A 26,125-nucleotide genomic window follows, 5' to 3' on the forward strand; every position below is an offset into this window, starting at 1 on the left:
CTCACACCTCGAAGGGCTGGACGACGACGAAGTTGCCGGGGGCGCCGCGGAACTGGAGGTTGATGGCCTCCTGGGTCTGCCGGGCGTACCCGGAACGGCGCAGCCTGAGCGAGGTCGTGGTGACGGCCTGGGCGCCGGCGGACCAGGCGATGACGGCGTTGCCGTCGACGTAGGTGGCCGGGCCGACGGGGAGCACGACGGGAATGCCGCGCGTCTTGACGACGACCGCTCCCGTGCCGGAGAAGAGCATGCTGAACAGGCCGCCGCCGGGCAGGCCGGCGCCCTCGATACGACGGATCTCGGTGTCCAGTGACTCGTCGAAGGCGAGCACTCCGCGCGCGCTGGTGTAGAGCTGCTCGTTCTCCAGGCGGATCACGAAGAGGTGGCTGCCCTCGTCCGCGAGGAACACCTCGCCGTCTCCGGAACAGCGCATCAGGGCCATGCCCTGGCCGGTGAGCTGACCCGTCAACTTGCCGAGCAGGCCCGACCCCTTGTGAGCGAAGTCGATGTCGCCCTGGTAGGCGACCATGCTGCCCTGCTTGGCGAGGATGTTGGCGCCCTTGGTGAGCGTCGTCCGCACCAGCTGGGGGTTCTGCTCTGTCCAGCGGTCACCGACGGGTGCCTCGGAGTACTTCGTCAGGACGACCCGCAGTCCCGCCTCCGGAGGCACGGGCGCGAGCTGCGTGCCGCCGCCGAAGGGCTGCGCCTGTCCGGGGAACGCGCCGGGAGCGCCGGGAGGCGTGAACGGGCCGCCCTGCGGAGCGCCCGGAGGGGTGAAGGGCCCACCCTGGGGCGGTGCGCCGGGCGGCGTGAAAGGCCCACCTTGCGGCGGTGCGCCGGGCGGGGTGAAGGGGCCGCCCTGCGGTGCGGGCGGGGCCGGAGGCGGGACGGTACCGCCGGGCGGGGTGTGCAGGGGCGCGGCGATGGTCGGCGCGGCGTGCACGGAGGGTGAGGGCGCCGGGGGCGCGAACGGCTGCGCGGGCTCCGGGGCGGGTGCGGGCACCGGGGCGGCGGGAGCGGGCGGCGCGCCGAAGGCGGGTGGGGCGAAGCCGGGCGCGGCGTCGGCCTGCGGCTGCTGCGGTGCGGCGGCGGGCTCCTCCTCGGCGACCTCGCCGCCGAAGTTCTTCAGCAGTGCGTCGAGTCCGCCGTCGAAGCCCTGTCCGACGGCCGCGAACCGCCACACGTCCTTGAGGTAGAAGTCGCCCAGCATCACGGCGCGCTCGGTGGAGAACTCCGAGCCGTCGAACGGGTACCGGGCCACTTCCTCGCCGCCCGCGACGATACGGACGTATCCGGGTGCGATCTGCGACATCTGCCCGTTGCCGTCGATCGTCGCCGTGAAGGACAGCTTCTGGATCTGCGGCGGGATCTTGTCGAGCGTGACGCGGAAGGACTCCGTGTCACCCGACTGGGCACCCAGGAGCTGGATCGACTCCTCGGGGGTCTTCGGCTGGTTGAAGAAGACGAAGTAGCGGTCGTCCGAGAGCCGTTCGTCGGCGTCCAGACCGAAGCAGCTGATGTCGAAGCTCAGCCCGGGGGCGGAGATCTGTACACCCACGTACAGATCCGTACCCGCGGTGAGGTCACTGATCTTGGCCTTGTGGCCGCGTTGGAATTCCCTGGCCATGCGTAACGACCGTCCCCCATCCCGAAAGTGCGTGCGCCTGCGAGTGCGTCGCGTCAGGCTAACCGCAAAGTCCGGGGACGTACGAGGCTGGTACAGAGCCGGTACAAAAGCGCGACTTCGGTCACCGGACCCACAAACGCGCACGCGCGCGTGGGATGCCGGTGACGCGTCATTCGTCGCGCTCGGCCGGCAGCTGCGGCAGCCGGTCGGCGGCGACCACCCCTTCGAGGTAGCCGCGTGCCCGCTCGGTGCGCGGATAGGCCTCCAACAGCTCCCAGAAACGCGGCCCGTGACCGGGTACGAGCAGGTGGGCGAGTTCATGGAGGAGGACGTAGTCGACGACGTACTCGGGCATGCCCTGCAGCCGGTGCGAGAGGCGGATGCTGCCCTCCGCGGGGGTGCACGAGCCCCAGCGGGTGTTCTGGTTGGTGACCCAGCGGACCGAGGCGGGCCGGGCGCGACCGTCGAAGTACTGGTCCGAGAGCCGGGCGGCACGCTCCGCGAGTTCGGTGTCGCCGAGACGCCGTTTGCTTTCCTGCGCGGCCAGCTTGTCGAGCATGACCGTCACCCAGCGCTGCTCCTCCGCCTCGGACATCCGCGCGGGGATGAGCACGACGGTGCGATCGCCCTCGCGGTACGCGGAGACCGTTCTGCGCCGCCGCGCGCTCCTGCGGACCTCGATCGCGCTCGACCGCGAGCCGCTCGGCGGCTGGCTCGTCGTGCTGCGCTGTGGCTTTCCGGCGCGGTGCAGTGGGTCGGCGGGCACGCCCCGACGTTACCCGCTGCACACGGGAGAAGTCCCGCCTCCGGGAGGGTTCGATATCGATCCGCACTCCGAGCGCCTGATTTGTACGACGAACGGCGTCGCCTGTGGACAACTCTCGACACGCTTCGTCGCGGTCCGTGCATGCTGGCACCCGTCGGCGGACCAGGCACTGGCGCCGTCGGTGAACGAGGACCAATCTCTGGCTACGGGGGCCGATGATGCATCCGATGGTGAAGCCCGCGCTCCGGCGCGGCTGGCGGGATCTCAACACCGTGCAGTTCGGTCTGGCGCCGGCGCACGCCATGGTGCTGGGCCCGATGGACACGGCGACAGGCAGTTTCCTCGCCCTGCTCGACGGCACCCGCGGGCTGCCGCTCCTACGTGACGAGGGGCGTCGCATGGGTCTGCCGGACGGACATGTGGACGGTCTGGTGGACCGCCTGTCCCGGTCCGGTCTGCTGGACGACGCGACGGGCGGCGGCCCTGCCGCGGACGACCTGCGCGCCAAACCGGGGGTCCTCGACCGGCTGCGTCCGGACGCGGCCACGCTGTCCCTGAGCGCGCCCGAGCCCGGCGATGCCATGAAGCGTCTGGCGAGCCGCCGGTCACTGAGAGTGCAGGTTCGGGGCGCCGGTCGGGTGGGGGCGGTGCTCGCCTCGCTGCTGTCGGCGGCCGGTGTCGGCGAGATCGACGTACGCGACGTCGGCCGGGTCGAGCCATGGGACGTGACGCCGGGCGGTCTGCCGACGGAGTCGATCGGCGAGCGCAGGGACATGGCGGCCCGCCGCGCCGCTCGCCACGCGGCCCCCGACCGACCCCCGCGACGCCGCCGTGGTCCCCAGCGGCCGGCCGAGCCGACCGACGAGGTGGCGACCGACCGCCTCCGTGAGGAGCCCGGCTTCTCGCTGGTGATCCTCGCCCCACGGGACGGTGTCGAGGTCCACGCCCCCAAGCCCGCGGCCGCCGAACCGCTGATCGCCTCGGGCACACCCCACCTGTACGCAGGCGTGGTGGAGGGGACGGGCGTGGTCGGCCCCCTGGTGCTGCCCGGTGAGACGGGCTGCGCGGGCTGTCTCGAACAGAGCCGTGCCGACCGCGACGAGACCTGGCCTCGGCTGGTGGCACAGTGGCGGTCCGGACGCCCACACCCGTTCGAGGCCTGCGATCTGACGTTGGCGACGACCGTCGCGGGGCTGGCCGCCGGGCATGCGCTCGCGTTCCTCGACGGGCGGACGCCGTCCAGCGCGGGCGCCCGCTGGGAGGTCTCGGTACCGGGGTTCGACTGGCACCCGCGTCCGGTGTGGCCCCACCCGGGATGTTCCTGCGCAGCCGCTGAAAACGGCACGGCCGGGAAAGGTAACGGGGAACACACCGCAAAGGACGGGGAGGCGCGCGAGACAATGGCGGGGCATCAGCGGTCAACGAGGTTGTCCCGCACGGCACACGCGGCACGGCCTGCTGGGACTTGGAGGGCGCATGTCTGATCTTCCCCGGAAGGCGGTCACCCGGACCGCCAAGCTCGCCGCGCTTCCGCTCGGCATCGCAGGCCGGGCCACCTGGGGACTCGGCAAGCGGATCGTCGGCGAGTCGGCGGATCTCGTGGGCCGCGAACTCCAGCAGCGCACGGCGGAGCAGCTGTTCAAGGTCCTGGGCGAGCTGAAGGGCGGCGCGATGAAGTTCGGGCAGGCCCTGTCCGTCTTCGAGTCGGCGCTCCCCGAGGAGGTCGCGGGCCCCTATCGCGCGGCCCTGACGAAGCTTCAGGACGCGGCGCCCCCGATGCCGACCCGCACGGTGCACGCCGTACTGGAGGAGCGCGTCGGAGAGAACTGGCAGGAGCTGTTCCTGGAGTTCGAGGAGAAACCGGCCGCGGCGGCGTCGATCGGCCAGGTGCACCGCGCGGTGTGGCACGACGGCCGTGCGGTCGCCGTGAAGGTGCAGTACCCGGGCGCGGGCGAGGCGCTTCTCTCCGACCTCGGCCAGCTCAGCCGGTTCGCTCGGCTGCTGGGTCCGCTGATCCCCGGGATGGACATCAAGCCGCTCATCGCGGAGCTGCGGGACCGGGTCTCCGAAGAGCTCGACTACGGCCTGGAGGCCCAGGCCCAGCAGGCGCACGCGGAGGAGTTCGCGGACGACCCCGATGTCGTGGTGCCGGCCGTGGTGCACCAGTGCGATCAGGTGCTGGTGACCGAGTGGATGGAGGGCACCCCTCTCTCCGAGATCATCACCGACGGCTCCCAGGAGCAGCGCGACCGGGCGGGCCAGCTGCTGACCCGCTTCCTCTTCTCGGGCCCGGCCCGTACCGGCCTGCTGCACGCAGACCCGCATCCGGGCAATTTCCGTCTCCTGCCGGACGAGAAGGGCGGCTGGCGCCTCGGCGTCCTCGACTTCGGCACGGTGGACCGGCTGCCGGGCGGCCTGCCGAGCCCGATCGGTGACGCCCTGCGGCTGACGATCGACGGCGAGGCGGAGGCCGTCTACGACATGCTCCGCGCGGAAGGCTTCGTGAAGGAGTCGATAGACCTCGACCCGGACGCGGTCCTCGACTATCTGCGTCCCATCATCGAACCGGTCCGGGCGGACGAGTTCACCTTCGCCCGTGGCTGGATGCGCAGCCAGGCCGCCCGGATCGCCGACCCCCGCTCCCCCGCCCACCAGTTGGGCAAGCAGCTGAACCTGCCCCCGTCGTATCTCCTCATCCACCGGGTGACGCTGAGCACCATCGGTGTGCTGTGCCAGCTCGGCGCGACGGTCCGTATGCGCGACGAGTTGGAGGAGTGGCTGCCGGGCTTCGTGTGGGAAGAGGAGGAGGGCGAGTCGGCCGCCGAGGCGTGAGGGGTCGGAGCGGGGGCGGGTTCACCACCAGGCCGAGTCCACCCTGCCCTCGATCGCCCGAAGGTTCTCCCTGGCGCAGGTGGTGCAGAAGTAGTGCCGCGCGCCGTTCTCCACGGAGCAGATCCACAGGGGTTGCGGGGCGTCCGCGGTGATGCCGCAGCGGGCGCACATGAGGGTCTGGGGTTCCGCGCCGGGGCCGCCGCTGTCGCTGTCCCCGAAAAGACTCGTCACCCGGCGACGATAACGCCGCCCTCGGCGGTTTTCGTGGCCACCACGCACCGCGGGGGCCGGTCCCTTCGGACCGGCCCCCGCGGGGAGCCACTACGGACGGTGGTGCTGTGCCTGTCCAGGCCGGATCATGCCGGTTGCCGCGGAACGGCTACTGCATGACCGCCATGGCGAGCGCACGGCGGGCGCGCATCGACGCGCGCTCGGCCCGGCGCTGCATCCGGCGGGCGACCGCCAGGCGCATGGCCCGGCGTTCCTGCTCCGCCTGGTGCAGGCGCTCGTGCATATGCGCACGAGCCAGGGCTTCTGGCATGAGATGCATCTCTCGGGTCCTGTTCTGACGCGAGGCGTTCGCGCCGGTGGTGGTGAAGTCTGGAGTCGCGGAGCCGACGGGCTCACTCGTGGACGGCTTCATCGGGGCCTGCTTCTTGGGATCGTGCGTGAGGGGGCGGTCGATCGTTCCGGTGATGTTCATGCCGTGACCGGGTTCTTGCGCGGGCGACCACGGGGCCGCTTGCGGGCCACGACCACACCCTGGACGAAGAGCTCGCCACCCCAGACGCCCCAGGGCTCACGCCGCTCCTTGGCGCCGGCGAGGCAGGCCTCCATCAGCGGGCAGGTGCGGCAGAGGGACTTGGCGTACTCGACATCGGCCGGCGACTCGGCGAAGAAGACCTCCGGGTCGTAGGAGCGGCAGGGGACGGGTACGCCGAGGTTCTCGATGGCGTCGTCGAGCGCGGTGAGCGCGGTGAGCGGGGTCAAGGTGGAGTCCTCCGTGAGGCCGGGCGGGGGGATCGTTTCGGAAGGCGGTACGGACGGGGCGTGCGCTTCGAGTTGCACGGTTCGTCTTCCTCGTCTGGTCGTTCCGGCCTGTTGGCCGGTGGCGGCTGGTACCGGGTTCTTTTCTTGTCCCGAGGCCCCTTCGCTCTGCAGTCCCCGGTCGGGGACAAACAGAAGGGCCGCGGATCCCGGATGGGGTTCCGCGGCCCTGAAGGCGCCGGCCTGATCGTCGATCAGGCTGGATCACTCCAGGGTTCAGGCCCACGGAAGGCCCACATCAGGTGGTGCTGCGTCGTCTGCTTCCGGAATCCGGCACCGGCCGCCGCGAAGGCATAGGCCTGAGCCTGTGCCGTTACTGCTGCTTCCAGTGCCTTGGTCGGTCGCTCATTGCGCTCACGGACGGGAAGACCCGCCAGAGACACGGAGGACGCCGGACGGCCGCCACTGATGGCGGACAGACCGGTGCCCAGGTTCGAGACGCCGAGCAAGCACAGGGAGACGGCCGAGCGATCGGTCATTTTGACCGTGCTGGTGAAGCTGGTGTCGATGCTGATCACTGGACTCGCCTCCTCTCGGCGTCTATGGGGACCGGCGCGAACCAATCCGACGGATATGAAGTACATCACGAAACCGGGGCCTTCGAGAAGGCCGCCTGCTCTCGTGCCTAAGAACCTATGGGGATTGCCGGGGCATGCGCAAACTATTTTTTCGACGAGTTCGTATCAGTCGTTCTCGTCCTCGTACCCGGGCTCCCGACCTGCACAGATGTCGAGAACATCGGCGCCGTAGCGCTGCAACTTGCGGGCACGGACACCGGCGATACGACCGAGCTCAACCGGAGTGCTCGGCCCCGCTTCCGCGATCGCCATCAGCGTCCGGTCGGTGAAGACGCAGAAGTCGGGTTGTCCACTGCGCCGCGCCTGGACCGCGCGCCACTCGCGCAGTCGCTCGTAGAGTCCCTCGTCCATGTCGGAGGGGCAGTCCTCGCAGCGCATCAGCTTCATGTCACCGGCATCCCGCAGGGTGCGTCCGCAGACTCGGCAGCGGGCCGGCGTCCGGCTGGTGCGGCGTGGGGCCGCCTCGGTGCCGCCGCCCGCGAGGTCACCCGTACGGCCGCCCGCCGTGCCCCGCTCGACGCCCCCGGAGCCACCTGTGCCAGTCCGGCCCGTCGTGGCGGTGGATCCGGGGCGCAGACCGTTGAGGAAGCGGCTGGGGCGGCGGTTGGGGCGGCTGCCGGGCGATCGGGACAGGGCCCAGGAGACGGAGAGCTGTTCGCGGGCGCGGGTGACGCCCACGTAGAGGAGTCGTCTCTCCTCCTCGATCTGTTCGTCCGTTCTCGCGTAGGTGATCGGCATCATGCCCTCGGCGACACCGACCAGGAAGACGACATCCCACTCCAGGCCCTTCGCGGAGTGCAGCGAGGCGAGGGTGACGCCCTGGACGGTCGGGGCGTGCTGGGCGCCCGCCCGTTCGTCGAGCTCCGCCACCAGGTCGCCCAAGGTGGCCTCGGGCCTGGCGGCGGCGAAGTCCTGGGCCAGGTTCACCAGGGCCGCCAGTGATTCCCAGCGCTCCCTGACCGCGCCGGAGCCCGCCGGCGGTTCACCGGTCCACCCCTCGCCGGACAGCACGGCCCGTACCTGTGAGGGAAGGTCGACGGTGTCCTCAAGGAGGGTGTCGTTGCCCCCGAAGCGGGCCGCCGCTCTCAGCGAGGCCCACGCCTTGCGCACCTCGGGGCGGTCGAAGAACCGTTCCGCACCGCGCAGTTGGTAGGGCACTCCGGCGTCCGCGAGGGCCTGCTCGTAGGTCTCGGACTGGGAGTTCGTCCGGAACAGGACGGCGATCTCGCTCGCGGGGACGCCGGAGGCGATGAGGTCGCGGATACGGCGGGCGGCGCCCTCGGCTTCGGCGGGCTCGTCCGTGTACTCGGTGTAGCGGGGCTCCGGGCCCGCCGGGCGCTGGGAGATCAGTTCGAGTCGGTGGTCGGCGGCACGGCCGCGGGCCTGGGAGAGCAGGCCGTTGGCGAGGTGGACGACCTGTGGGGTGGAGCGGTAGTCACGGACGAGCTTGACGACGGTGGCCCCGGGGTGGCGGTGACGGAAGTCGAGCAGATGGTCGGGAGTTGCGCCGGTGAACGAATAGATCGTCTGGCTGGCGTCGCCCACGACGCACAGGTCGTCCCGGTCGCCGAGCCACAGCTCCAGCAGGCGCTGCTGGAGGGGGCTGACGTCCTGGTACTCGTCGACCACGAAGTGCTGGTACTGGGAGCGGACCTGCTCGGCGATGTCGTGGCGGTCCTGGAGGATACCGACCGTGAGCAGGAGGACGTCCTCGAAGTCGATGACGGCCCGCTCCCGCTTGAGGTCCTCGTACGTCGCGTAGATCTGGGCGATCTCGGCCGGGTCGCGGGGGGCCTCGCGGCCGTGCTTGGCGGTGGCGGCGGCGTAGTCGGCGGGGACGGTCCGGGTGACCTTGGACCACTCGATCTCGGCCGCGGTGTCGCGGAGTTCGTTGCGATCGAGACGGATGCGGCAGGCGGCGGCCGCGTCCGCGACGAGTTGGATCTTGCGGTCGACGATGCGTGGCATGCCGCCGCCGACGGCCTTCGGCCAGAAGTACTGGAGCTGGCGCAGCGCGGCCGAGTGGAACGTCCGGGCCTGGACTCCGGCGGCGCCGAGCTGGCGGAGCCGGCCGCGCATCTCCCCGGCGGCGCGGTTGGTGAAGGTGACGGCCAGGACGCTGGCGGGCTGGAGGATCCCGGCACGGACGCCGTAGGCGATCCGGTGGGTGATCGCCCGGGTCTTGCCCGTGCCGGCGCCCGCCAGCACGCACACCGGCCCGCGCAGGGCGGTCGCCACCGCGCGCTGCTCGGGGTCGAGCCCTTCGAGCACCGCGTCGGCCGAGTCGGGGACCCGCGGGAAGAGGGTGGAGTGCGTTGCTGCTGTCACATGGCCATGCTGCCAGGTCGCCGGAGACGGCTGGGCAAGTTGTCCACAGGCAGGCACTCGCAGTCGTACTAATGCGGCAGGTGCGGGTGTGTTCCGGTGCGCCGGACGCAGGGGGCGCGGTGGTGGACGCCACCCGCGCAAGGGAATGGCGGGCGTGTCGCGTACGTTCCACTCACTGCGACCAAGCACCCCTCAGACCGTGAAGGAGCGCCAGGGACATGCCGGGCACTGTGACGATGTACAGCACCACGTGGTGCGGCTACTGCCGTCGGCTGAAGAGCCAGATGGACCGCGAGGGCATCACGTACAACGAGATCAACATCGAGCACGACCCGGAGTCCGCCGCGTTCGTGGAGAAGGCGAACGGCGGGAACCAGACGGTCCCCACCGTCCTCTTCCCGGACGGTTCGACGCTCACGAACCCCTCGCTGGCGCAGGTCAAGCAGAAGATCGGCGCGTAACCGCGGCGGGTCCCTAGCCGATGTGGCTTCGCGTCGGCAGGGGCTTGCCGTACCAGAGTTCGATCAGTCGGGCCGCGATCGAGATGCCGTAGGGAGGCAGGACCTCCCCGGACTCGAACGCGGCCCGCAGCTCTTCCCGGGAGAACCAGCGGGCCTCGTGGATCTCGTCGCCGTCGACCTGCACGGTGGTCGAGGTGGCGCGGGCCATGAAGCCCAGCATGAGGCTGGAGGGGAAGGGCCAGGGCTGGCTGGCGATGTACTCGACCTGGCCGACGGTGATGCCGACCTCCTCGTACACCTCGCGGCGCACGGACTGTTCGATGGACTCACCGGGCTCCACGAAGCCCGCCAGGGTGGAGAAGCGGCCCTCGGGCCAGTGCACCTGGCGGCCGAGCAGGATGCGGTCCTCGTCGTCCGTGACCCCCATGATCACCGCCGGGTCGGTACGCGGGTAGTGCTCGGCGCCGCAGGCCTGGCAGCGGCGGATGTGGCCGGCGGCCGCGATGACCGTGCGCTCGCCGCAGCGGGAGCAGAAGCGGTGGGTGCGCTGCCAGTTCTCCAGACCGACCGCGTGCACCATGAGGCCCGTGTCGCGCGGTGACAGCAGCATGCCCGCCTCGCGCAGTCCGGCCGGGCGCGCGGACTGGTCCATGCGGCCGGGGAGCGCGTCCTTCTGGAGTGCGAAATAGCTCACACCGTCGGCGTCGGTGCCCAGGAAGTAGCGGTGCGCCTCGGTGAGCGGCGCCTCGAAGGACGGGGTCATGACGAGTTCGGTGGTGCCGTCCGGGGTCTCGTCGATGAGTACCTGGCCGCCGGAGACCACGAAGCAGCGGGTCGTGGGGTGGCTCCACGCCGCCGCGAGCCAGGCCTCGTCGAGCCGGTGGTGGGCGGCCCGGTCGATGCCGTTGGGGGCGGTGAGCGCGATGGGTCGGTCGGCGGTGTGGTCGGTCCAGGTGGTCACGGGTGCTTCCAACTCCCCCGGTGAAACGGTTGATTGGGGCGGGCGGTTCGGCGGGGCGTGCGGCGGGCGGGTGCGCTGGGGCGGACGGGGGCCTTCTTCAGTGTGCCTCGCGGTTGTTTCGAGCCAGTTCGCCCCAGAGGTAGGCACTGGTCTCGACGCCTTTGAGGAGCAGATCGAGTTCGACCTTCTCGTTGGGGGCGTGCCAGCCGTCGGACGGGACGGAGATGCCCAGGAAGAGCACGGGTGCGTCGAGGACTTCCTGGAGGTCGGCGGCGGGGCCGGAGCCGCCCTCGCGCGTGTAGCGGACCGGCTGCTCGAAGGCACGGCCCATGGCCCGTACGAGCGACCGCAGAGCGGGGTGGTCCAGCGGTGTCAGACAGGGGCGTGTGGAGCCGCTGAACGTGATCTCGTGGCGGATCCCGGCGGGGATCCGCTCCGCGGCCCAGGCGGTGACGGCCTTCCGGATGTGGTCCGGGTCCTGACCGGCGACCAGGCGGAAGGACAGCTTCACCATGGCCGAGGACGGGATGATCGTCTTGCTTCCCGCGCCCTGGTAGCCGCCGCCGATGCCGTTAACCTCGGCGGTCGGGCGGGCCCAGACGCGCTCCAGGGTGGTGTGCCCGGCCTCGCCGTGCGTCGCCGTCGACCTGGCCGTGCGCAGCCATCTCTCCTCGTCGAAGGGGAGTTCGGCGAGGAGTTCGCGCTCGCGGTCGGTGAGCTCGGTGATGCCGTCGTAGAAGCCGGGGATCGCCACGCGCGCGTGCTCGTCGTGCAGGGCGGCGACGAGACGGGCGACCTCGGTGGCCGGGTTCGGTACGGCGCCGCCGAAGGAGCCGGAGTGGATGTCCTGGTCGGGGCCGTACAGATGGATCTCGCACTCGGCGAGGCCGCGCATGCCGGTGCACACGGTGGGGGTGTCCTCGGCCCACATGCCGGTGTCGGAGACGACGACCGCGTCGGCGGCGAGCCGCTCGGCGTGCTCCTCGACGAGCGCGCGGAAGTGCGGGGAGCCCGACTCCTCCTCGCCCTCGATCAGCATCTTCAGATGGACGGCCGGGGCGGTGCGGCCGGTCGCGGCGAGGTGGGCGCGGACGCCGAGTGTGTGGAAGAACACCTGGCCCTTGTCGTCGGCCGCCCCGCGCGCGTGGAGACGGTTTCCGCGGATCACCGGCTCGAACGGCTCGGTGTCCCAGCCGTCCGCGAGAGCGGCGGGCTGTACGTCGTGGTGCCCGTACACCAGAACGGTGGGGGCGTCGGCGTCCGTGGAGGGCCACTCCGCGAAGACGGCGGGAGCGCCCGGTGTCTCCCAGACCTCGGCCGTGGGAAAACCGGTCTCCTTGAGCTTGGCGGCCAGCCAGTCGGCGCTGCGTCGTACGTCCGTCGCGTGCTCGGGCTGGGCCGAGACCGACGGGATGCGCAGCCATTCCACGAGGTCGTCGAGGAAGGCGGCACGGTGGTCCGCTATGTACGTACGGACGACGCTGTCCGGGGTCTCGCTCATGCTCACGAGCCTATAGGCCCGCGCCGACATGCTCGTCCGGCGGTTCGTCCGTGAACGCCTCCTGCCCGTACGCCGACGGCTCCGGCTCCTCTCCCGTCGTATCCGCTCCCGCACCACCGCCGGGCTCCTCCGAGAGCAGCCGCTCCAGTGCCTCCCGGTCGGGGAGGTTCGTGGGCCGTACGACGTCCCCCGTGCGGACGTAGAGGAAGGTCGCCCCGACGGTCTCCAGGGGCACGCCCTGTTGCTCGGCCCAGGCGAGCCGGTAGACGGCGAGTTGGAGCGGGTCGGCGGTGCGGGTGCGGCTGGTCTTCCAGTCGACGATCTCGTACCTCGTCGTCCCGTCGCCGTCGCGCTCCCGGTAGACGGCGTCGATGCGGCCGCGCACGACGCGTCCGGCGATGCCGAGTTGGAACGGTGCCTCGACGCGGTGGGGTGTGCGGTGCGCGTACGGAGTGCGGGCGAATGCCTCCTTGAGGGCCTCCAGGTCCCGTTCGTCGGCGATCTCGGCCTCGCTGCCGGGCAGGTCGTCGGGATCCAGCATGGGCAGCCGCAGCTCCTCGAAGCGTGCCTCGACCCAGGCGTGGAATCGGGTGCCACGCCGTGCGGCGGGCTGTGGAGGCCGGGGCATGGGGCGCGCGAGTTCCTGCGCGAAGCCGTCCGGATCGGCGGCCAGCCGCATCAGCTGGGAGGCGGTCAGCGAGGCCGGCAGGGGTACGTCGGTGACCTTGGCGCGGGCCCGCATGAGCTCTCCGGTGAGGGCGTCCAGGTCGCGGTCCCACGAGGCGACGGTGCGCGCTTCCTCGGGGCTGAGGCCGGACGCGGCGGGGTGCCTGCGGGCGTGCGGCACGGCTGGTGCGCGCGGGTCCGGCACGGGGTCCACGCGCGCGTGGGGGGCCTGTGCGGGACGGTCCGCCGACCAGGAGTCCCAGTCGCCGGTGTCATCCTCGAAGTCGTCCCCGATGGGGACGCCGTCCGGGGCGTCCAAGTCGACGGCGCCCGCATGCGTGTCGTCGTGGGACGCGGCGCTGTCCAGATGGGCCAGTACGGTCGCCGCGGCGGCGCGGCGGCGCAGCAGGGCCGTGTCGTCGAGCGGCAGGGGCCAGGCGTGGTCGGCGGCCGCCTCCTGGAGGGCGGGGTTCTCGGCGTCCTCCTCGGGTGCGTCGGCCCAGGCCTCGATCTCGCCGTGTCCGGCGGCGCAGTGGTCGTGGAGGGCCGTGAGGAAGTCGGACGGCCCGCGCGGGCGCTTCTGGGACGGGCCCCACCAGTGGCCGGAGCCGAGAAGCAGGGAGCGGGGACGGGTGAAGGTCACGTAGCCGAGGCGGAGTTCCTCGGTGTGCTGGTGGTCCTTCATGGCTTCCTGGAAGGCCTTCAGACCGCGGGAGTCCCAGGCCTCGACGTCGGGAAGGGTGTCGGCGTCGCCGCGCAGTTCGTGCGGCAGGACCTTGCCCTGGGCGGTCCACTTCTCACGCCCCTGGGTGCTGGGGAAGGTACCGGTGACCAGGCCGGGGACGGCGACGACGTCCCACTCCAGGCCCTTGGACTTGTGGGCGGTGAGGACCTTGACGGTGTTCTCGCCGCCCGGCAGGGCGTTGTCGAGGCCCTTCTCGTACTGGGCGGCCGTACGCAGGAAGGCGAGGAAGGCGAGGAGGGTGGCCTCACCGGCGCTGTTGGCGGCGAATGAGGCGGCGATGTCCAGGAAGTTGGACAGGGTCTCGCGGCGGCGGGCGGCGAGCGCGTGCGGGGACGCGGAGAGTTCGACTTCCAGGCCGGTGACGGTGAGTACCCGGTGGAGGACGTCCATGAGCGGGTCGGCGAGGGAACGGCGCAGGTCGCGCAGTTCGGCGGCGAGGCGGGCGAACCGCACGCGCGCGTCCGGTGAGAACGGCAGTCCGTCGTCCTCCGCCTCCGCTGCGAGCGGCAGTTCCAGGAACGTGTCCAGCGCGTCCGCGAGCGAGATCACCTCGGACGGGTCGACGCCCTCGACGGCCGCGGCGAGCCGCCGGTCGGGGTCGTCGTCGCCGTCCACGCGCGCGTGGGACACCAGCAGTCGGGCCCGGCGCCCCAGGAGGGCGAGGTCGCGCGGGCCGATCCGCCAGCGCGGTCCGGTGAGGAGGCGGACTAGGGAGGCGTTGGCACCGGGGTCCTGGAGGACCTCGCAGACGGCAACAAGGTCGGCGACCTCGGGGAGGTGGAGCAGCCCGGAGAGACCGACGACCTCGACCGGGATGTCACGGGCGACGAGCGCACCCTGGATTTCGGCGAAGTCGCCCGCCGTGCGGCACAGGACCGCGATCTCGCCGGGTTCCTTGCCGGTGCGCACGAGGTGGGCGATCGAGTCGGCGATCCAGTCGAGTTCCTCGGCGTGGGTGTTGAGCAGGGCGCAGCGGACCACTCCGTCGCGTTCGGCGCCCGGGGCGGGCCGGAGGGCCTCCACGCCCGCGTGCATGGCCCTCAGGGGCTCCGCGAGGCCGTTGGCGAGGTCGAGGAGCCGGCCGCCGCTGCGGCGGTTCTCACTGAGCGCCTGACGGGTCGCGGGGCGGCCGTCGGGGTGGGCGAAGTGCTCGGGGAAGTCGTCGAGGTTGGCGACGGAGGCGCCACGCCAGCCGTAGATGGCCTGGCAGGGGTCGCCGACGGCGGTCACGGGGTGGCCGGTGCCGCCGCCGAACAGGCCCGCCAGCAGGACGCGTTGGGCCACCGAGGTGTCCTGGTACTCGTCGAGCAGGACCACCCGGAACTCGTCCCGCAGGACGCGCCCCACCTCGGGGAGCCGGGCGAGGCCGGCGGACAGGGCGATCTGGTCGCCGAAGTCGAGGAGGTCCCGCTCACGCTTGGCAGCGCGGTAGCGGCCCACCAGTTCGGTGAGTTCGCGCCGGGCCGCGGCCGCCTCGGGGACCTTGCGGAGGTCCGCGTTGGTGAGCTTGGCGCCCTCCAGTTCGCGCAGCAGTTCGGCGTCGTACGCGCGCAGGTCCTCGGGGCGTACGAGGTGCTCGGCGAGTTCGGAGTCGAGGGTCAGGAGGTCGCTGACCAGGTCCGGGAAGGAGCGGGTCAGCGCCGGGTACGGGCCCGGGGACTCCCTCAGCACGCGTGCGGCGAGCTGGTAGCGGGTGGCGTCGGCGAGGAGGCGGGAGGTGGGTTCCAGGCCGATGCGCAGGCCGTGGTCGGTCAGGAGGCGGCCCGCGAAGGCGTGGTAGGTGGAGATGACCGGCTCGCCGGGCGGGTTGTCCGGGTCGATCACGTCGGGGTCGGTGATGCCCGCCCTGACCAGGGCCTTGCGCACGCGCTCGGCGAGTTCGCCCGCCGCCTTGTTGGTAAAGGTCAGGCCGAGCACCTGTTCGGGGGCGACCTGCCCGGTGCCGACCAGCCACACCACGCGCGCGGCCATCACCGTGGTCTTCCCCGACCCGGCTCCCGCCACGATCACCTGCGGGGCCGGCGGCGCGACGATGCAGGCCGTCTGCTCCGGGGTGAACGGGATGCCGAGGAGCTCCTTGAGCTGCTCGGGGTCGCTGATACGGGCGGACATTCCAGAGAGGCTAGCGCCGGCCACTGACAGCGGGCGCCGGCCACCCTGCGGGCCGGGTCACTCGACCACGTGACGGCCCTCCGGGCGCGCACTGCACGATGCCCGGAACGCGCAGTGTGCACAGTGTTGTCCGGCGGTTGGGGAGAAACGTTCGTCCAGGACCTTGCCCGCGGCCGTCGCCAGGAGGTCTCCGACCCACTCCCCTTCCAGGGGTTCCTGGGCCTGCACCTTGGGGACGGTCTCGCCGCCGTTCTTCTTCGCGGCGCCCTGTCGCAGCTGGACGAGTTCGGCACCGCCGGGTTCGGGCCGGGCCCCGCCGAAGGGCTCGTCGACGGCTCCCTCGCGGACCGCCAGCTGGTACACCGCGAGCTGGGGATGACGGGTCACCTCGGCGGAACTCACGGCCTGCTTGCCCGTCTTGAAGTCGACGACGTACGCGCGGCCCTCGGTGTCGGCCTCGACACGGTCCATGGAACCCCGGATGCGCACCTCGTACTCGCCCGCTTCGAGGGTGACCTCGAAGTCGTGCTCGCTGGCCACCGAGGTCCGCCCGGTGCGGTCCATCACATGCCACTTCAGGAAGCGTTCGAGCGCCACGCGCGCGTGCTGCTTCTCCTGCTCCGACTTCCAGGGCGCGTCGAAGGCGAGCGCGTTCCACACGGAGTCGAGGCGTTCCATGAGGACGTCGAGGTCGGCGGGGGTGCGCCCGGAGGCGACCTCGTCGGCGAGGACGTGGACGACGTTGCCGAAGCCCTGGGCGGCGGTCGCGGGCGCGTCGGCCTTCACCTCACGGCCCAGGAACCACTGCAGGGCGCAGGTGTTGGCGAGCTGGTCGAGGGCGCTGCCGGACAGCACGACGGGCTGGTCGCGGTTCCTGAGCGGCACCTTGCTCTCGGTGGGCTCGTACATGCCCCACCAGCGGTACGGGTGCGCCGACGGCACCAGCGGACGGTCGTCCTCGTCGCTGAGCGCGGCCAGCCGGGCCAGGCGCAGGGCGGCGGCCTCGCGCAGACCGTCGGACACGCGCGGGTCCACCGTCGTGGCGCGCAGTTCGGCGACCAGGGCGGCCACGGACAGCGGGCGGCGGGGGCGGCCGGTGACGTCCTTGGGCTCGACGCCGAGTTCGGTGAGGAAGCGAGAGGGCTGGTCGCCGTCGTCGGCCGGGGCCTTCACCGCGGTCACGACGAGGCGTTCACGCGCGCGCGTGGCGGCCACGTAGAAGAGACGGCGTTCTTCCGCCAGCAGTGCGCCCGGGGTGAGCGGTTCGGCGAGACCGTCGCGGCCGATGCGGTCGGCCTCCAGGAGCGAGCCGCGCCGGCGCAGGTCCGGCCACAGGCCCTCCTGGACGCCCGCGACGACGACCAGGCGCCATTGCAGGCCTTTGGAGCGGTGCGCGGTCATCAGGCGCACGGCGTCGGGGCGCACGGCCCGTCCGGTGAGCGTGTCGGCGGCGATGTCCTCGGCCTCGATCTCCGCCAGGAAGTTGAGGGCGCCGAGGCCGCCGGTGCGCTCCTCCGCACGTGCCGCCGTGGCGAACAGCGCACACACGGCGTCGAGGTCACGGTCGGCGTTACGTCCGGCCGCGCCACCGCGCCGGGCGGCCCGCTCCAGGCGCCTGGGCCACGGTGTGCCGTCCCACAGCTCCCACAGCGCCTCCTCGGCCGTACCGCCGCCCGCGAGCCGTTCGCGGGCCTTGCGCAGCAGCGCGCCGAGGCGTTGCGCGCCCCGCGCGTACACCGGGTCGTGCGCCACCAGGCGCTCCGGCTCCGCCAGCGCGCGTGCGAGCAGTTCGTCCGAGGGCGGCGGGACGGCGTTGCCGCCGGCCCGTTCCTCCTCGCGCAGCGCGCGGCCGAGGCGCCGCAGATCGGCGGTGTCCATGCCCGCGAGGGGGGAGGCGAGCAGGTCGAGCGCGGTCTCGGTGTCGAGCCAGGAGAGCCGCACGTCGGACGTGTCAGGCGCGGCGGGCGGCTCGGGCCCGCTGGCAGACGCGTCGGTGGCCTCTACCGAGGCCGTCGGGGGCGTCGAGGCCGTTGGAGGCGCCTCCCCCAGCTCCGCCCGCGCCACCGCGCGCAGTGCCGTCAGGAGGGGCTGCACGGCCGGCTCGTGGCGCAGCGGGAGGTCGTCGCCGTCGATCTCCAGGGGGACACCCGCGGCGGTGAGGGCGCGCCGGATCGAGGGGATCGTGCGGGCGCCAGCGCGCACCAGGACGGCCATCTCGCTCCAGGGGACACCGTCCTCCAGATGGGCTCGGCGCAGGACGTCCGCGATGTTGTCCAGCTCGGTGCCCGGCGTCGGGTACGTATGGACCTCGACGCGCCCCCCGTCCCGTACCGGCCTCAGCTCACGGTGGGCCCGTACCTTCTCCGCCGGGAGGCGGGTGAGCGGCATGCGCTGGGTGAGCAGACGCGTGGCGGCGAGCAGGTCCGCTCCCGAGCGGCGGGAGTGCCTGAGGACCGCGACCGGGGCCGGGCGGCCGTCCGCGCGCGGGAAAGCCGCCGGGAACTCCAGGATGCCGTTCACGTCGGCGCCCCGGAAGGTGTAGATCGACTGGTCGGGGTCGCCGAAGGCCACCAGGGTGCGGCCACCGCCCGCGAGGGCCCTCAGCAGCCGGACCTGGGCGGGGTCGGTGTCCTGGTACTCGTCGACGTAGACCGCGTCGTACTGGGCCGCCAGCCGCTCGGCGACACCGGGGCGGTCGGCGAGGAGTACCGCGCGATGGACCAGTTCCGCGTAGTCGAGCACTCCCTGCAGATCGAGGACGTCGAGGTACTCGGCGAGGAAGGCGGAGGCCGCGAGCCAGTCCGGGCGGCCGATGCGCTCGGCGAAGGCCCGCAGTTCCTCGGGCGCCAGGCCCAGTTCACGGCTGCGGGCGAGGACCGCGCGGACCTCGTCGGCGAACCCGCGCGTGGTCAGGCAGGCGCGCAGTTCGTCCGGCCAGCGCACATGGGCGAGGCCCAGGCGCTCCAGGTCGGGCTGGCCGGCGAGCAGCTCCCGGACCGCCACGTCCTGTTCGGGACCTGACAGCAGCCGCAGGGGTTCGACGAACAGGTCGCTGTCCTGGTGGGCGCGGACCAGCGCGTAGCAGAACGAGTGGAAGGTCGTGGCCTGCGGCGCGCGCGGGGCGCCCATGCGCAGGGCCATGCGGTCGCGCAGTTCCACGGCAGCCTTGCGGCTGAAGGTCAGGACCAGCACGCGCGCGGGGTCCCCCCCGCGAGCGACGCGGGCCGCCACGGACTCGACCAGCGTGGTCGTCTTCCCGGTGCCCGGCCCCGCGAGGACGAGGAGAGGGCCCCTCTCGTGGTCAACCACGCCGCGCTGCTCGGCGTCCAGACGAGGGGGGTCCGTCCGGGCCGGTGGCGTACGCACCAGTCGGTAAGCGCCACGGCTCCCCTGTCGCACCTGGGTGTGCGACAGGCGCCTGGTGGAGAAAGAGGAGCTCACGTGGTTCGCCGGTCCTGGTGGGTGTGCGAGATGTCACTGCCGACGCGGTGCGCCGACGTCGAGGGGTGGTCGGGAAACGGGTGCGAGGCCCACCGCTCGTCGAGGGCGGTGGCCACGGGGTGAGAGGGACACGCGCAGCCGACGCTACGCCGACCGGCGGTACGGAAGCAGGGCTTCCCCTTGTTCCCTCCCGACCCGCGCGGCCCGCGCCTCCCGTGCCCCACGAACGTACGGCATGCCGCCGACGTGCCCCTCTTCCCCCGTACGGAGCAGTGGCGCACGGAGCAGGGCGCGCACCGAGGTCCGTGGGATGCCGGAGGCCGTCAGGTGGGCCCCTCCGCGCGCCCTTCGCCGTCCCAGCGCGCCCGTCTCATGTCGAGACGCGGCACATGTCCCTCGGCGGAGCGGCCCGCCTCGCGCAGGGGCGTGCCCTCCGCGCGGTAGTGGTTCAGGGCTCTCAGTTCGTGACCGGACAGCAGCACGCCGTCCGCGCGGACGACCCGCCACCACGGAACCGCGCCCCCGTAGAGGGCCATCACACGGCCCACCTGGCGCGGGCCGCCCTCCCCCAGCCATTCGGCGACGTCCCCGTACGTCATGACCCGCCCCGGCGGGATCAGGTCGGTGACCTCGAGGACCCGCTCCGCGTACTCCGGCAGGGCGTCCGCCGGAAGGCTCTCCTCGCTCATCCGCCCCATCCTGCCGCACCCCACCGACAATGGGACGTGGTGGCCGCCGCGTGCGTCCCTCGCTCCGGGGGCGGTCTTCGGGCAGACTGTGCGCCCCCGCATTGCACCCTGATGCCCCTGTGTGCCCACCCGGCATGCCACCATCGTGCGGGCGGTGACCGGTGATACGAGACCAAGAAGAGACGATGAAGCAGCAGAGCGTGCAACCCGATGACGCGTCGGGCACCTCTGGCGCCTCGTCGCGCCCGAACGCCTCCCAGGGGAGCGACAAGGGCACCGACGACGTCTCGAAGCCGGCCTCCGGCACGGCCCCGTCCTCCCCGTCACCCTCGCCGTCCCCGTCCCCGTCCTCGGCCGAAAACTCCTCCCCCATGGCGGACGAGAACGAGAAGCCGCAGGTCGAGCGGGACGAGGACGACCTCGGTGAGGCACACGCCGAGGAGGTCGAGGGCGACGAACCGCTGCTCCCCGCGCGCGTGCACCGTCCTTCCGACCTCATGCGGCTGTCGGTCGGCATCCTCGGGATCATCGTCCTGCTGGCGATCGCCGCGTTCGCCCACGGCACCACCTCCGGGCTCGAACAGGACATCAACAAGGGCACGGGACAGGCACCGGATCTTCTGATCAAGCTCGCGGGTCTCGGGTCGAGCATCGCGATCCTGCTGGTACCGGTCGCCTTCGCGATCGAACGGCTGATCAAGCGGGACGGGCTGCGCATCGCCGACGGCGTGCTCGCGGCGGTCCTGGCACACGGGGTGACACTGGCGACCGACCTGTGGGTCGCCAGGGCCGCCCCGGACTCGATCCAGGAGGCCCTCACCCAGCCCTCCCCCGGCGACATCCACGCCCTCACCGACCCGGTGCACGGCTATCTGGCGCCGGTCATCGCGTACATGACCGCCGTCGGCATGTCCCGCAGACCGCGCTGGCGGGCCGTGCTGTGGATCGTGCTGCTGCTGGACGCCTTCTCGATGCTGGTCACCGGCTACACCACACCGTTCTCGATCATCCTGACGGTGCTGATCGGCTGGACCGTCGCCTACGGCACGCTGTACGCGGTCGGCTCCCCGAACGTACGCCCGACCGGCCGGACCCTGATGGCCGGCCTCCGACGAGTCGGCTTCAAGCCGGTCAGCGCCGCCCGCGAGGAGATCCCGGAGACGGCGGAGGTCGGGGACCGGGGCCGCCGGTACTTCGTGACGTTGGAGGACGGCCCACCCCTGGACGTCACCGTCGTCGACCGGGAGCAGCAGGCGCAGGGCTTCTTCTACCGCGTCTGGCGGCGGCTGACGCTGCGCGGCATCACCACGCGCCGCAGCCTGCAGTCGCTGCGCCAGGCCCTGGAGCAGGAGGCCCTCCTCGCGTACGCGGCCATCGCGGCCGGAGCCAACGCGCCCAAGCTGATCGCGACCTCCGAACTCGGACCGGACGCCGTGATGCTCGTCTACGAGCACACCGGCGGCCACACCCTGGACTCCCTGGCGGACGACGAGGTCACCGACGAGCTGATGTCGGACACCTGGCACCAGGTGAAGGCACTGCAGTCGCGGCGCATCGCGCACCGCCGGCTGGTGGGTGACGCGATTCTGGTGGATCGTTCCGGCACGGTGATCCTCACCGATCTGCGGGTCGGCGAGATCGCGGCCGGCGATCTGGTGCTGCGCATGGACGTCTCCCAGCTGCTGACGACCCTGGGTCTGCGTGTGGGGGCCGAGCGCGCGGTGGCCTCGGCGGTGAGCGTCCTCGGCCCCGACGCGGTGGCCGACTGTCTGCCGATGCTGCAGCCCATCGCCCTCTCGCGCTCCACGCGCGCGACCCTGCGCAGGCTGGCCCGGGAGCGCGCCGAACGCGAGCGCGAGGCTGTCCTGGAGGCGTCCCACCTGGCCAAGCAGGCCCGCGCGGAGGAGCACACCAAGGCCGCCGAGCCCAACAAGGCCGACAAGAAGGCCGTACGGGCCGAGCAGCGGGCCGAGAAACGGGCGATCGACGAGGCACTGGAGGAGGCCCGCGAGGAGGATCTGCTCACCCAGATCCGCCACCAGGTGCTGCTGATCCGGCCCCAGGCACCGGTCGAACCGGCCCGGCTGGAGCGGGTCAAGCCGCGCACCCTGATCAGTCTCATCGCCGGCGCGATCGGCGCGTACTTCCTGCTGACCCAGCTCACCCACATCGAGTTCGGACCGCTGATCGAGAACGCCGAGTGGGGCTGGGTCGCCGCGGCCGTGTTCTTCTCCGCGCTGAGCTATGTCGCGGCGGCGATGAGCCTGCTGGGCTTCGTACCGGAGCGGGTGCCGTTCCTTCGGACGATCGGGGCCCAGGTCGCCGGCTCGTTCGTCAAGATCGTCGCACCGGCCGCGGTGGGCGGTGTGGCGCTCAACACCCGCTTCCTGCAGCGTGCGGGGGTGCGGCCGGGGCTCGCGGTGGCGAGTGTCGGCGCGTCGCAGCTCTTCGGGCTCGGCTGTCACATTCTGATGCTGCTCGCCTTCGGCTATCTGACCGGCACCGAGAAGACGCCGTCCCTGTCGCCGTCCCGCACCGTCATCGCGGGCCTGTTGACGGTGGCGGTACTCGTCCTGGTGGTGACGTCGATCCCGTTCCTGCGCAAGTTCGTCGTCACGCGCGTGCGGTCACTCTTCGCCGGTGTCGTGCCGCGCATGCTCGACGTGCTGCAGCGGCCGCAGAAGCTGGTCACCGGCATCGGCGGCATGCTGCTCCTCACCGGCTGCTTCGTGATGTGCCTGGACGCCTCGATCCGCGCCTTCGGCAACGAGGACGTGTCGATCAGCATCGCCAGCGTCGCCGTGGTGTTCCTCGCGGGCAACGCGCTCGGTTCCGCGGCGCCGACCCCGGGCGGTGTCGGCGCGGTCGAGGCCACCCTGACAGTGGGTCTGATCGCCGTCGGCCTCCCCAAGGAGGTCGCCGCGCCGGCAGTGCTGCTGTACCGCCTGCTGACGCTGTGGCTGCCCGTGCTGCCGGGGTGGCTGGCCTTCAACCAGTTGTCCCGCAAGGGCGCGCTCTAGGAGGTTCCCCGCGCGCGTGGGTCGCCTTCCGGGATCCCTCTGCCCACGCGCGCGTGTCGGCGCTTCCCGTGCCTCACCCGCACGGCTCGCGCCCCGAGCGTGTCGCCCCGGGCACCTCCAGGATGGAGGGCATGCCCACCTCGCCCCGACCGCGTGCCGCCGTCATGACCGCCCTCGCCGTCCTGCTCACCCTGTCGGCGGCGGGCTGTGGCGACGACGCCAAGGGCGACGACGGGGACCTGACGACCCAGAAGCTGAGCTGGGAGACCTGCGAGGCACCGTCCCAGTCCCAGGGCGGCGGCACCGCGCCCGCTCCGCTGCCGGACGGCGAGGTCTGGCAGTGCGCGACCATGAAGGCGCCCCTCGACTGGGACGATGCCGAGGGCGACACCATCGGCATCGCGCTGATCAGGGCCGGGTCCAGCGGCTCCCGGAGTCAGCGCATCGGTTCGCTCGTCTTCAACTTCGGCGGCCCCGGCCTCTCGGGCGTCAAGACGCTCCCTTCCTTCGGCGAGGACTACGCGAGACTGCGCACCCGCTACGACCTGGTGAGCTTCGACCCACGGGGCGTCGGCCGCAGCGCCGGCGTCGAGTGCGAGGACGACGAGGCGCTCGACGAGTACTTCCAGCAGGACGTGACCCCGGACGACACGGCGGAGCGGAACGACTTCCTCGACAACACGACGACGTTCAACTCCTCCTGCGACGAGAACTCCGGCAAGACCCTCCCGCACGTCCCCACCACGGACGCGGCTCGCGACATGGACCTCCTGCGCCAGGTGCTCGGCGACGACAGGCTCCACTACTTCGGCTTCTCGTACGGCACCGAACTCGGCGGCGTCTACGCCCACCTGTTCCCCGGGAACGTCGGACGGGCCGTCTTCGACGCGGTCGTCGACCCGACCCAGAACGCGGAGCAAGGGGCGCTCGGCCAGGCCAAGGGCTTTCAGCGGGCGCTCGACAACTACGCCCGGGACTGTGTGTCGAAGGTGGAGGACTGCCCGGTCGGCGACACCCGGCAGGAGGTCGAGGACCGGATCGTCAAGCTGCTCGACGACCTCGACCGCAAGCCGATCAGCGGAGTCTTCCCCCGCGACCTGACCGAGTCGGAGGCGAGAGCCGGTATCGCGCAGGCCCTGTACTCCCAGGACCTCTGGCAGTACCTGACCGAGGGCCTTGAACAGGCGTACGACGGGGACGGCAGTGTGCTGATGCTGCTGTCCGACTCGCTGAACGGGCGCAGCGAGAACGGCGAGTACAGCAACATCACCGCGGCGAACGTCTCCATCAACTGCGCGGACGACAAGCCGCGCTACACCACCGGGGACGTGGAGGCGAGGCTCGCCGAGTTCCGGGCGGCCTCCCCCGTCTTCGGTGAATGGCTCGCCTGGGCCATGCTCAGCTGCACCGACTGGGCCGTCGCCGGCGCGGCCGCCCATCCCGACGTGCGCGCTCCGGGCTCGGCGCCCATCCTCGTGATCGGCAACACGGGCGACCCGGCCACACCGTACGAGGGCGCGCGGAAGATGGTCGAGGCGCTCGGGGCGGGAGTCGGCGTCGAGCTGACGTACAGGGGGCAGGGGCATGGTGCGTACGGCAGCGGCAATGCCTGCGTGCAGACGGCCGTGGACGGTTACCTGCTGACGGGGAAGGTACCGAAGTCCGGCACGATCTGCTCGTGAACATGCAGGTCAGAACGTTATCCACAGGCCATCTCGGCCTGCGGGGCACTCCGCATACCATGGCATGACTGCCATTCGGGACATCCGATGGACGGTACCGCGAGAGGGGGGAAGTGTTCATGGCGCGTTTTCCACGGGGGGCGGCTCTGGCCGCTGCCGTGCTGCTGATGGCCGGCTGTAGTGGCGGCACGGACGACAAGGCGGGTGACGACGCGGACGACGGAAAGGCCTCAGCCTCTCCATCGGCGCCCCGGGAGGTCGACTGGGGCCGCTGCAAGGCGACTTCGGAGGGCCCCGCACCGGGCGACGAGTGGCAGTGCGCGACGCTGAAGGTGCCGCTGGACTACGCGAACCCGGACGACGGGACGATCGGGCTCGCGCTGATCCGCAGCAAGGCGACCGGCGACGCCGACGAACGGCTCGGCTCGCTCCTGTTCAACTTCGGCGGGCCCGGCGGCTCCGGGGTGTCCATGATGCCGTCGTACGCGGGACTCACCAGCGAACTGCACGAGCGGTACGACCTGGTGAGCTGGGACCCGCGCGGGGTGGCCGGGAGCGAGGGGGTGCGCTGCCGCAGCGACAAGGAGATCCAGGCGGGCGAGTCGGTGGACGCCACTCCGGACGACACGACGGAGGAGACCGCCTTCTTCAAGGACGCGTCCGACTTCGGCGCGGGCTGCGAGAAGGCCGCCGGCAAGCTGCTGTCGCATGTCTCGACCACCGACACCGCCCGCGACATGGACCTCATGCGCCAGGCCCTCGGCGACGAGAAGCTGCAGTACTTCGGCATCTCGTACGGCACCGAACTCGGTGGGGTCTACGCTCACCTGTTCCCCAAGAATGTGGGGCGTCTGGTCCTGGACGCGGTGGTCGACCCGACCGCGGACACCGTGGGCCATGCGAAGAACCAGACCCTGGGCTTCCAGCGCGCTCTCGACAACTATCTGAAGTCCACGGGCCAGGACCCCGCGAAGGGCACCCGCAAGATCGCGGCCCTGCTGGAACGGATCGACGCCGAGCCACTGGCAACGACCTCCGGCCGGAAGCTCACCCAGACCCTGGCGACCACCGGTATCGTCCTGCCGCTCTACAGCGAGCAGAGCTGGCCCACGCTGACCAGCGCGCTCGACGCGGCCGAGGACGGCGACGGCACCGAGCTGCTCGCGCTGGCCGACGGGTACAACGAGCGTGATCCCTCGGGCCGCTACGGCACCACGACCCACTCCCAACGGGTCATATCGTGCTTGGACCAGAAGCAGCGGCCGAGTCCGGAGGAGACGAAGAAGCTGCTGCCCGAGTTCCGGAAGATCTCGCCCGTCTTCGGCGAGTACCTCGGCTGGGACACCGCAGGCTGGTGCCACGACTGGCCGGTGCCCGGTCTGACGGACTCTCCGGAGGTGAGCGCCCCTGGAGCGGCGCCCGTCCTCGTGGTGGGCAACACCGGGGACCCGGCGACACCCTACGAGGGTGCGCGGAAGATGGCCGGGGAGCTGGGCGAGGGCGTCGGTGTGATGTTCACCTGGAAGGGCGAGGGCCATGGCGCGTACGGCAGCGGCAGCAGCTGTGTCGACTCGACGGTGAACGCGTATCTGCTGGACGGGAGCGTGCCGAAGGACGGCAAGGTCTGCACCTGAGCCGGGGCGGACGTCGGCTCGCGCTCGCGCGGGTG

At 71.7% G+C, this 26,125-nt stretch carries 18 protein-coding genes; 6 read left to right on the forward strand and 12 right to left on the reverse strand.

All coding sequences use genetic code 11. From position 1 onward, the window contains the following. Position 1: 1 nt before the first annotated feature. Positions 2-1,627 (reverse strand): TerD family protein, encoded by a 1,626-nt coding sequence (locus tag ACZ7MG_RS07005; protein WP_471387631.1) that lies wholly within the window; start codon positions 1,625-1,627, stop codon positions 2-4. Between the two features lie 169 nt (positions 1,628-1,796). Further along, positions 1,797-2,393 (reverse strand): M48 metallopeptidase family protein, encoded by a 597-nt coding sequence (locus ACZ7MG_RS07010; protein WP_471387634.1) that lies wholly within the window; start codon positions 2,391-2,393, stop codon positions 1,797-1,799. Between the two features lie 218 nt (positions 2,394-2,611). Here ACZ7MG_RS07010 and ACZ7MG_RS07015 point away from each other — a divergent pair, with 218 nt between their 5' ends. Both ACZ7MG_RS07015 and ACZ7MG_RS07020 read left to right on the forward strand, forming a co-directional pair. Continuing rightward, positions 2,612-3,877: a TOMM precursor leader peptide-binding protein gene (locus ACZ7MG_RS07015; RefSeq protein ID WP_471388274.1), complete on the forward strand. Its 1,266-nt coding sequence runs from the start codon at positions 2,612-2,614 to the stop codon at positions 3,875-3,877. After that, the gene (locus tag ACZ7MG_RS07020) at positions 3,870-5,225 is read left to right on the forward strand and encodes an ABC1 kinase family protein (RefSeq protein WP_471387637.1); all 1,356 of its coding nucleotides are present in this window, start codon (positions 3,870-3,872) and stop codon (positions 5,223-5,225) included. The genes ACZ7MG_RS07015 and ACZ7MG_RS07020 overlap by 8 nt, the downstream gene beginning before the upstream one ends. 21 nt (positions 5,226-5,246) lie before the next feature. Here ACZ7MG_RS07020 and ACZ7MG_RS07025 read toward each other — a convergent pair whose 3' ends face one another. The 5 genes from ACZ7MG_RS07025 to ACZ7MG_RS07045 all read right to left on the reverse strand — a co-directional run bounded on the left by ACZ7MG_RS07025 (position 5,247) and on the right by ACZ7MG_RS07045 (position 9,178). Then, complete coding sequence (locus tag ACZ7MG_RS07025) at positions 5,247-5,456, reverse strand: hypothetical protein (RefSeq protein WP_471387640.1); 210 nt, start codon at positions 5,454-5,456, stop codon at positions 5,247-5,249. A 148-nt stretch (positions 5,457-5,604) separates the two neighbouring features. Beyond that, on the reverse strand, positions 5,605-5,928 hold the full coding sequence (locus tag ACZ7MG_RS07030; protein ID WP_371577022.1) for a hypothetical protein: 324 nt from the start codon (positions 5,926-5,928) through the stop codon (positions 5,605-5,607). Further along, positions 5,925-6,293, reverse strand: coding sequence for a WhiB family transcriptional regulator (locus tag ACZ7MG_RS07035; protein WP_005480495.1), 369 nt, complete (start codon positions 6,291-6,293; stop codon positions 5,925-5,927). Before ACZ7MG_RS07035 ends, ACZ7MG_RS07030 begins: the two co-directional genes overlap by 4 nt. Before the next feature lie 173 nt (positions 6,294-6,466). Next, positions 6,467-6,790, reverse strand: a complete 324-nt coding sequence (locus ACZ7MG_RS07040; protein WP_471387642.1) for a hypothetical protein — start codon at positions 6,788-6,790, stop codon at positions 6,467-6,469. 165 nt (positions 6,791-6,955) lie between these two features. Beyond that, complete coding sequence (locus tag ACZ7MG_RS07045; protein WP_471387645.1) at positions 6,956-9,178, reverse strand: ATP-dependent DNA helicase UvrD2; 2,223 nt, start codon at positions 9,176-9,178, stop codon at positions 6,956-6,958. 218 nt (positions 9,179-9,396) lie between these two features. Here ACZ7MG_RS07045 and ACZ7MG_RS07050 point away from each other — a divergent pair, with 218 nt between their 5' ends. Then, entirely contained in the window at positions 9,397-9,639 is a 243-nt protein-coding gene (locus tag ACZ7MG_RS07050) for a mycoredoxin (protein WP_086758502.1), read from the forward strand. A 13-nt stretch (positions 9,640-9,652) separates the two neighbouring features. Here the strand turns inward: ACZ7MG_RS07050 and nudC are convergent, their stop codons facing one another. The 5 genes from nudC to ACZ7MG_RS07075 form a co-directional block, all read right to left on the reverse strand. Continuing rightward, complete coding sequence (nudC, locus tag ACZ7MG_RS07055) at positions 9,653-10,600, reverse strand: NAD(+) diphosphatase (protein ID WP_471387651.1); 948 nt, start codon at positions 10,598-10,600, stop codon at positions 9,653-9,655. Positions 10,601-10,697: 97 nt separating this feature from the next. Beyond that, entirely contained in the window at positions 10,698-12,101 is a 1,404-nt protein-coding gene (locus tag ACZ7MG_RS07060) for a dipeptidase (protein ID WP_471387654.1), read from the reverse strand. Between the two features lie 10 nt (positions 12,102-12,111). Then, positions 12,112-15,624: a UvrD-helicase domain-containing protein gene (locus tag ACZ7MG_RS07065; RefSeq protein WP_471387657.1), complete on the reverse strand. Its 3,513-nt coding sequence runs from the start codon at positions 15,622-15,624 to the stop codon at positions 12,112-12,114. A gap of 57 nt (positions 15,625-15,681) precedes the next feature. Further along, on the reverse strand, positions 15,682-19,065 hold the full coding sequence (locus ACZ7MG_RS07070) for an ATP-dependent helicase (RefSeq protein WP_471387659.1): 3,384 nt from the start codon (positions 19,063-19,065) through the stop codon (positions 15,682-15,684). A gap of 323 nt (positions 19,066-19,388) precedes the next feature. After that, positions 19,389-19,754, reverse strand: a complete 366-nt coding sequence (locus tag ACZ7MG_RS07075) for an MGMT family protein (protein ID WP_471387661.1) — start codon at positions 19,752-19,754, stop codon at positions 19,389-19,391. A gap of 185 nt (positions 19,755-19,939) precedes the next feature. Between ACZ7MG_RS07075 and ACZ7MG_RS07080 the strand changes: the two genes are divergently transcribed. The 3 genes from ACZ7MG_RS07080 (at position 19,940) to ACZ7MG_RS07090 (ending at position 26,090) form a co-directional block, all read left to right on the forward strand. Continuing rightward, positions 19,940-22,774, forward strand: a complete 2,835-nt coding sequence (locus ACZ7MG_RS07080) for a lysylphosphatidylglycerol synthase transmembrane domain-containing protein (protein WP_471387664.1) — start codon at positions 19,940-19,942, stop codon at positions 22,772-22,774. 131 nt (positions 22,775-22,905) lie between these two features. Next, the gene (locus ACZ7MG_RS07085; RefSeq protein WP_471387667.1) at positions 22,906-24,456 is read left to right on the forward strand and encodes an alpha/beta fold hydrolase; all 1,551 of its coding nucleotides are present in this window, start codon (positions 22,906-22,908) and stop codon (positions 24,454-24,456) included. Between the two features lie 119 nt (positions 24,457-24,575). Further along, entirely contained in the window at positions 24,576-26,090 is a 1,515-nt protein-coding gene (locus ACZ7MG_RS07090) for an alpha/beta hydrolase (protein ID WP_471387670.1), read from the forward strand. Positions 26,091-26,125 lie beyond the last annotated feature (35 nt).

The sequence above is a fragment of the Streptomyces sp. NPDC107538 genome (assembly GCF_055657445.1).

Excerpts from the sequence above, each read along its gene's own strand:
- ACZ7MG_RS07090 (WP_471387670.1), top strand. The coding sequence starts at position 24,576 with ATGGCGCGTTTTCCACGGGGGGCGGCTCTGGCCGCTGCCGTGCTGCTG.
- ACZ7MG_RS07075 (WP_471387661.1), bottom strand. The coding sequence starts at position 19,754 with ATGAGCGAGGAGAGCCTTCCGGCGGACGCCCTGCCGGAGTACGCGGAG.
- ACZ7MG_RS07060 (WP_471387654.1), bottom strand. The coding sequence starts at position 12,101 with ATGAGCGAGACCCCGGACAGCGTCGTCCGTACGTACATAGCGGACCAC.
- ACZ7MG_RS07005 (WP_471387631.1), bottom strand. The coding sequence starts at position 1,627 with ATGGCCAGGGAATTCCAACGCGGCCACAAGGCCAAGATCAGTGACCTC.
- ACZ7MG_RS07065 (WP_471387657.1), bottom strand. The coding sequence starts at position 15,624 with ATGTCCGCCCGTATCAGCGACCCCGAGCAGCTCAAGGAGCTCCTCGGC.
- ACZ7MG_RS07030 (WP_371577022.1), bottom strand. The coding sequence starts at position 5,928 with ATGAACATCACCGGAACGATCGACCGCCCCCTCACGCACGATCCCAAG.
- ACZ7MG_RS07085 (WP_471387667.1), top strand. The coding sequence starts at position 22,906 with ATGCCCACCTCGCCCCGACCGCGTGCCGCCGTCATGACCGCCCTCGCC.
- ACZ7MG_RS07080 (WP_471387664.1), top strand. The coding sequence starts at position 19,940 with ATGAAGCAGCAGAGCGTGCAACCCGATGACGCGTCGGGCACCTCTGGC.
- ACZ7MG_RS07015 (WP_471388274.1), top strand. The coding sequence starts at position 2,612 with ATGCATCCGATGGTGAAGCCCGCGCTCCGGCGCGGCTGGCGGGATCTC.
- ACZ7MG_RS07020 (WP_471387637.1), top strand. The coding sequence starts at position 3,870 with ATGTCTGATCTTCCCCGGAAGGCGGTCACCCGGACCGCCAAGCTCGCC.
- ACZ7MG_RS07050 (WP_086758502.1), top strand. The coding sequence starts at position 9,397 with ATGCCGGGCACTGTGACGATGTACAGCACCACGTGGTGCGGCTACTGC.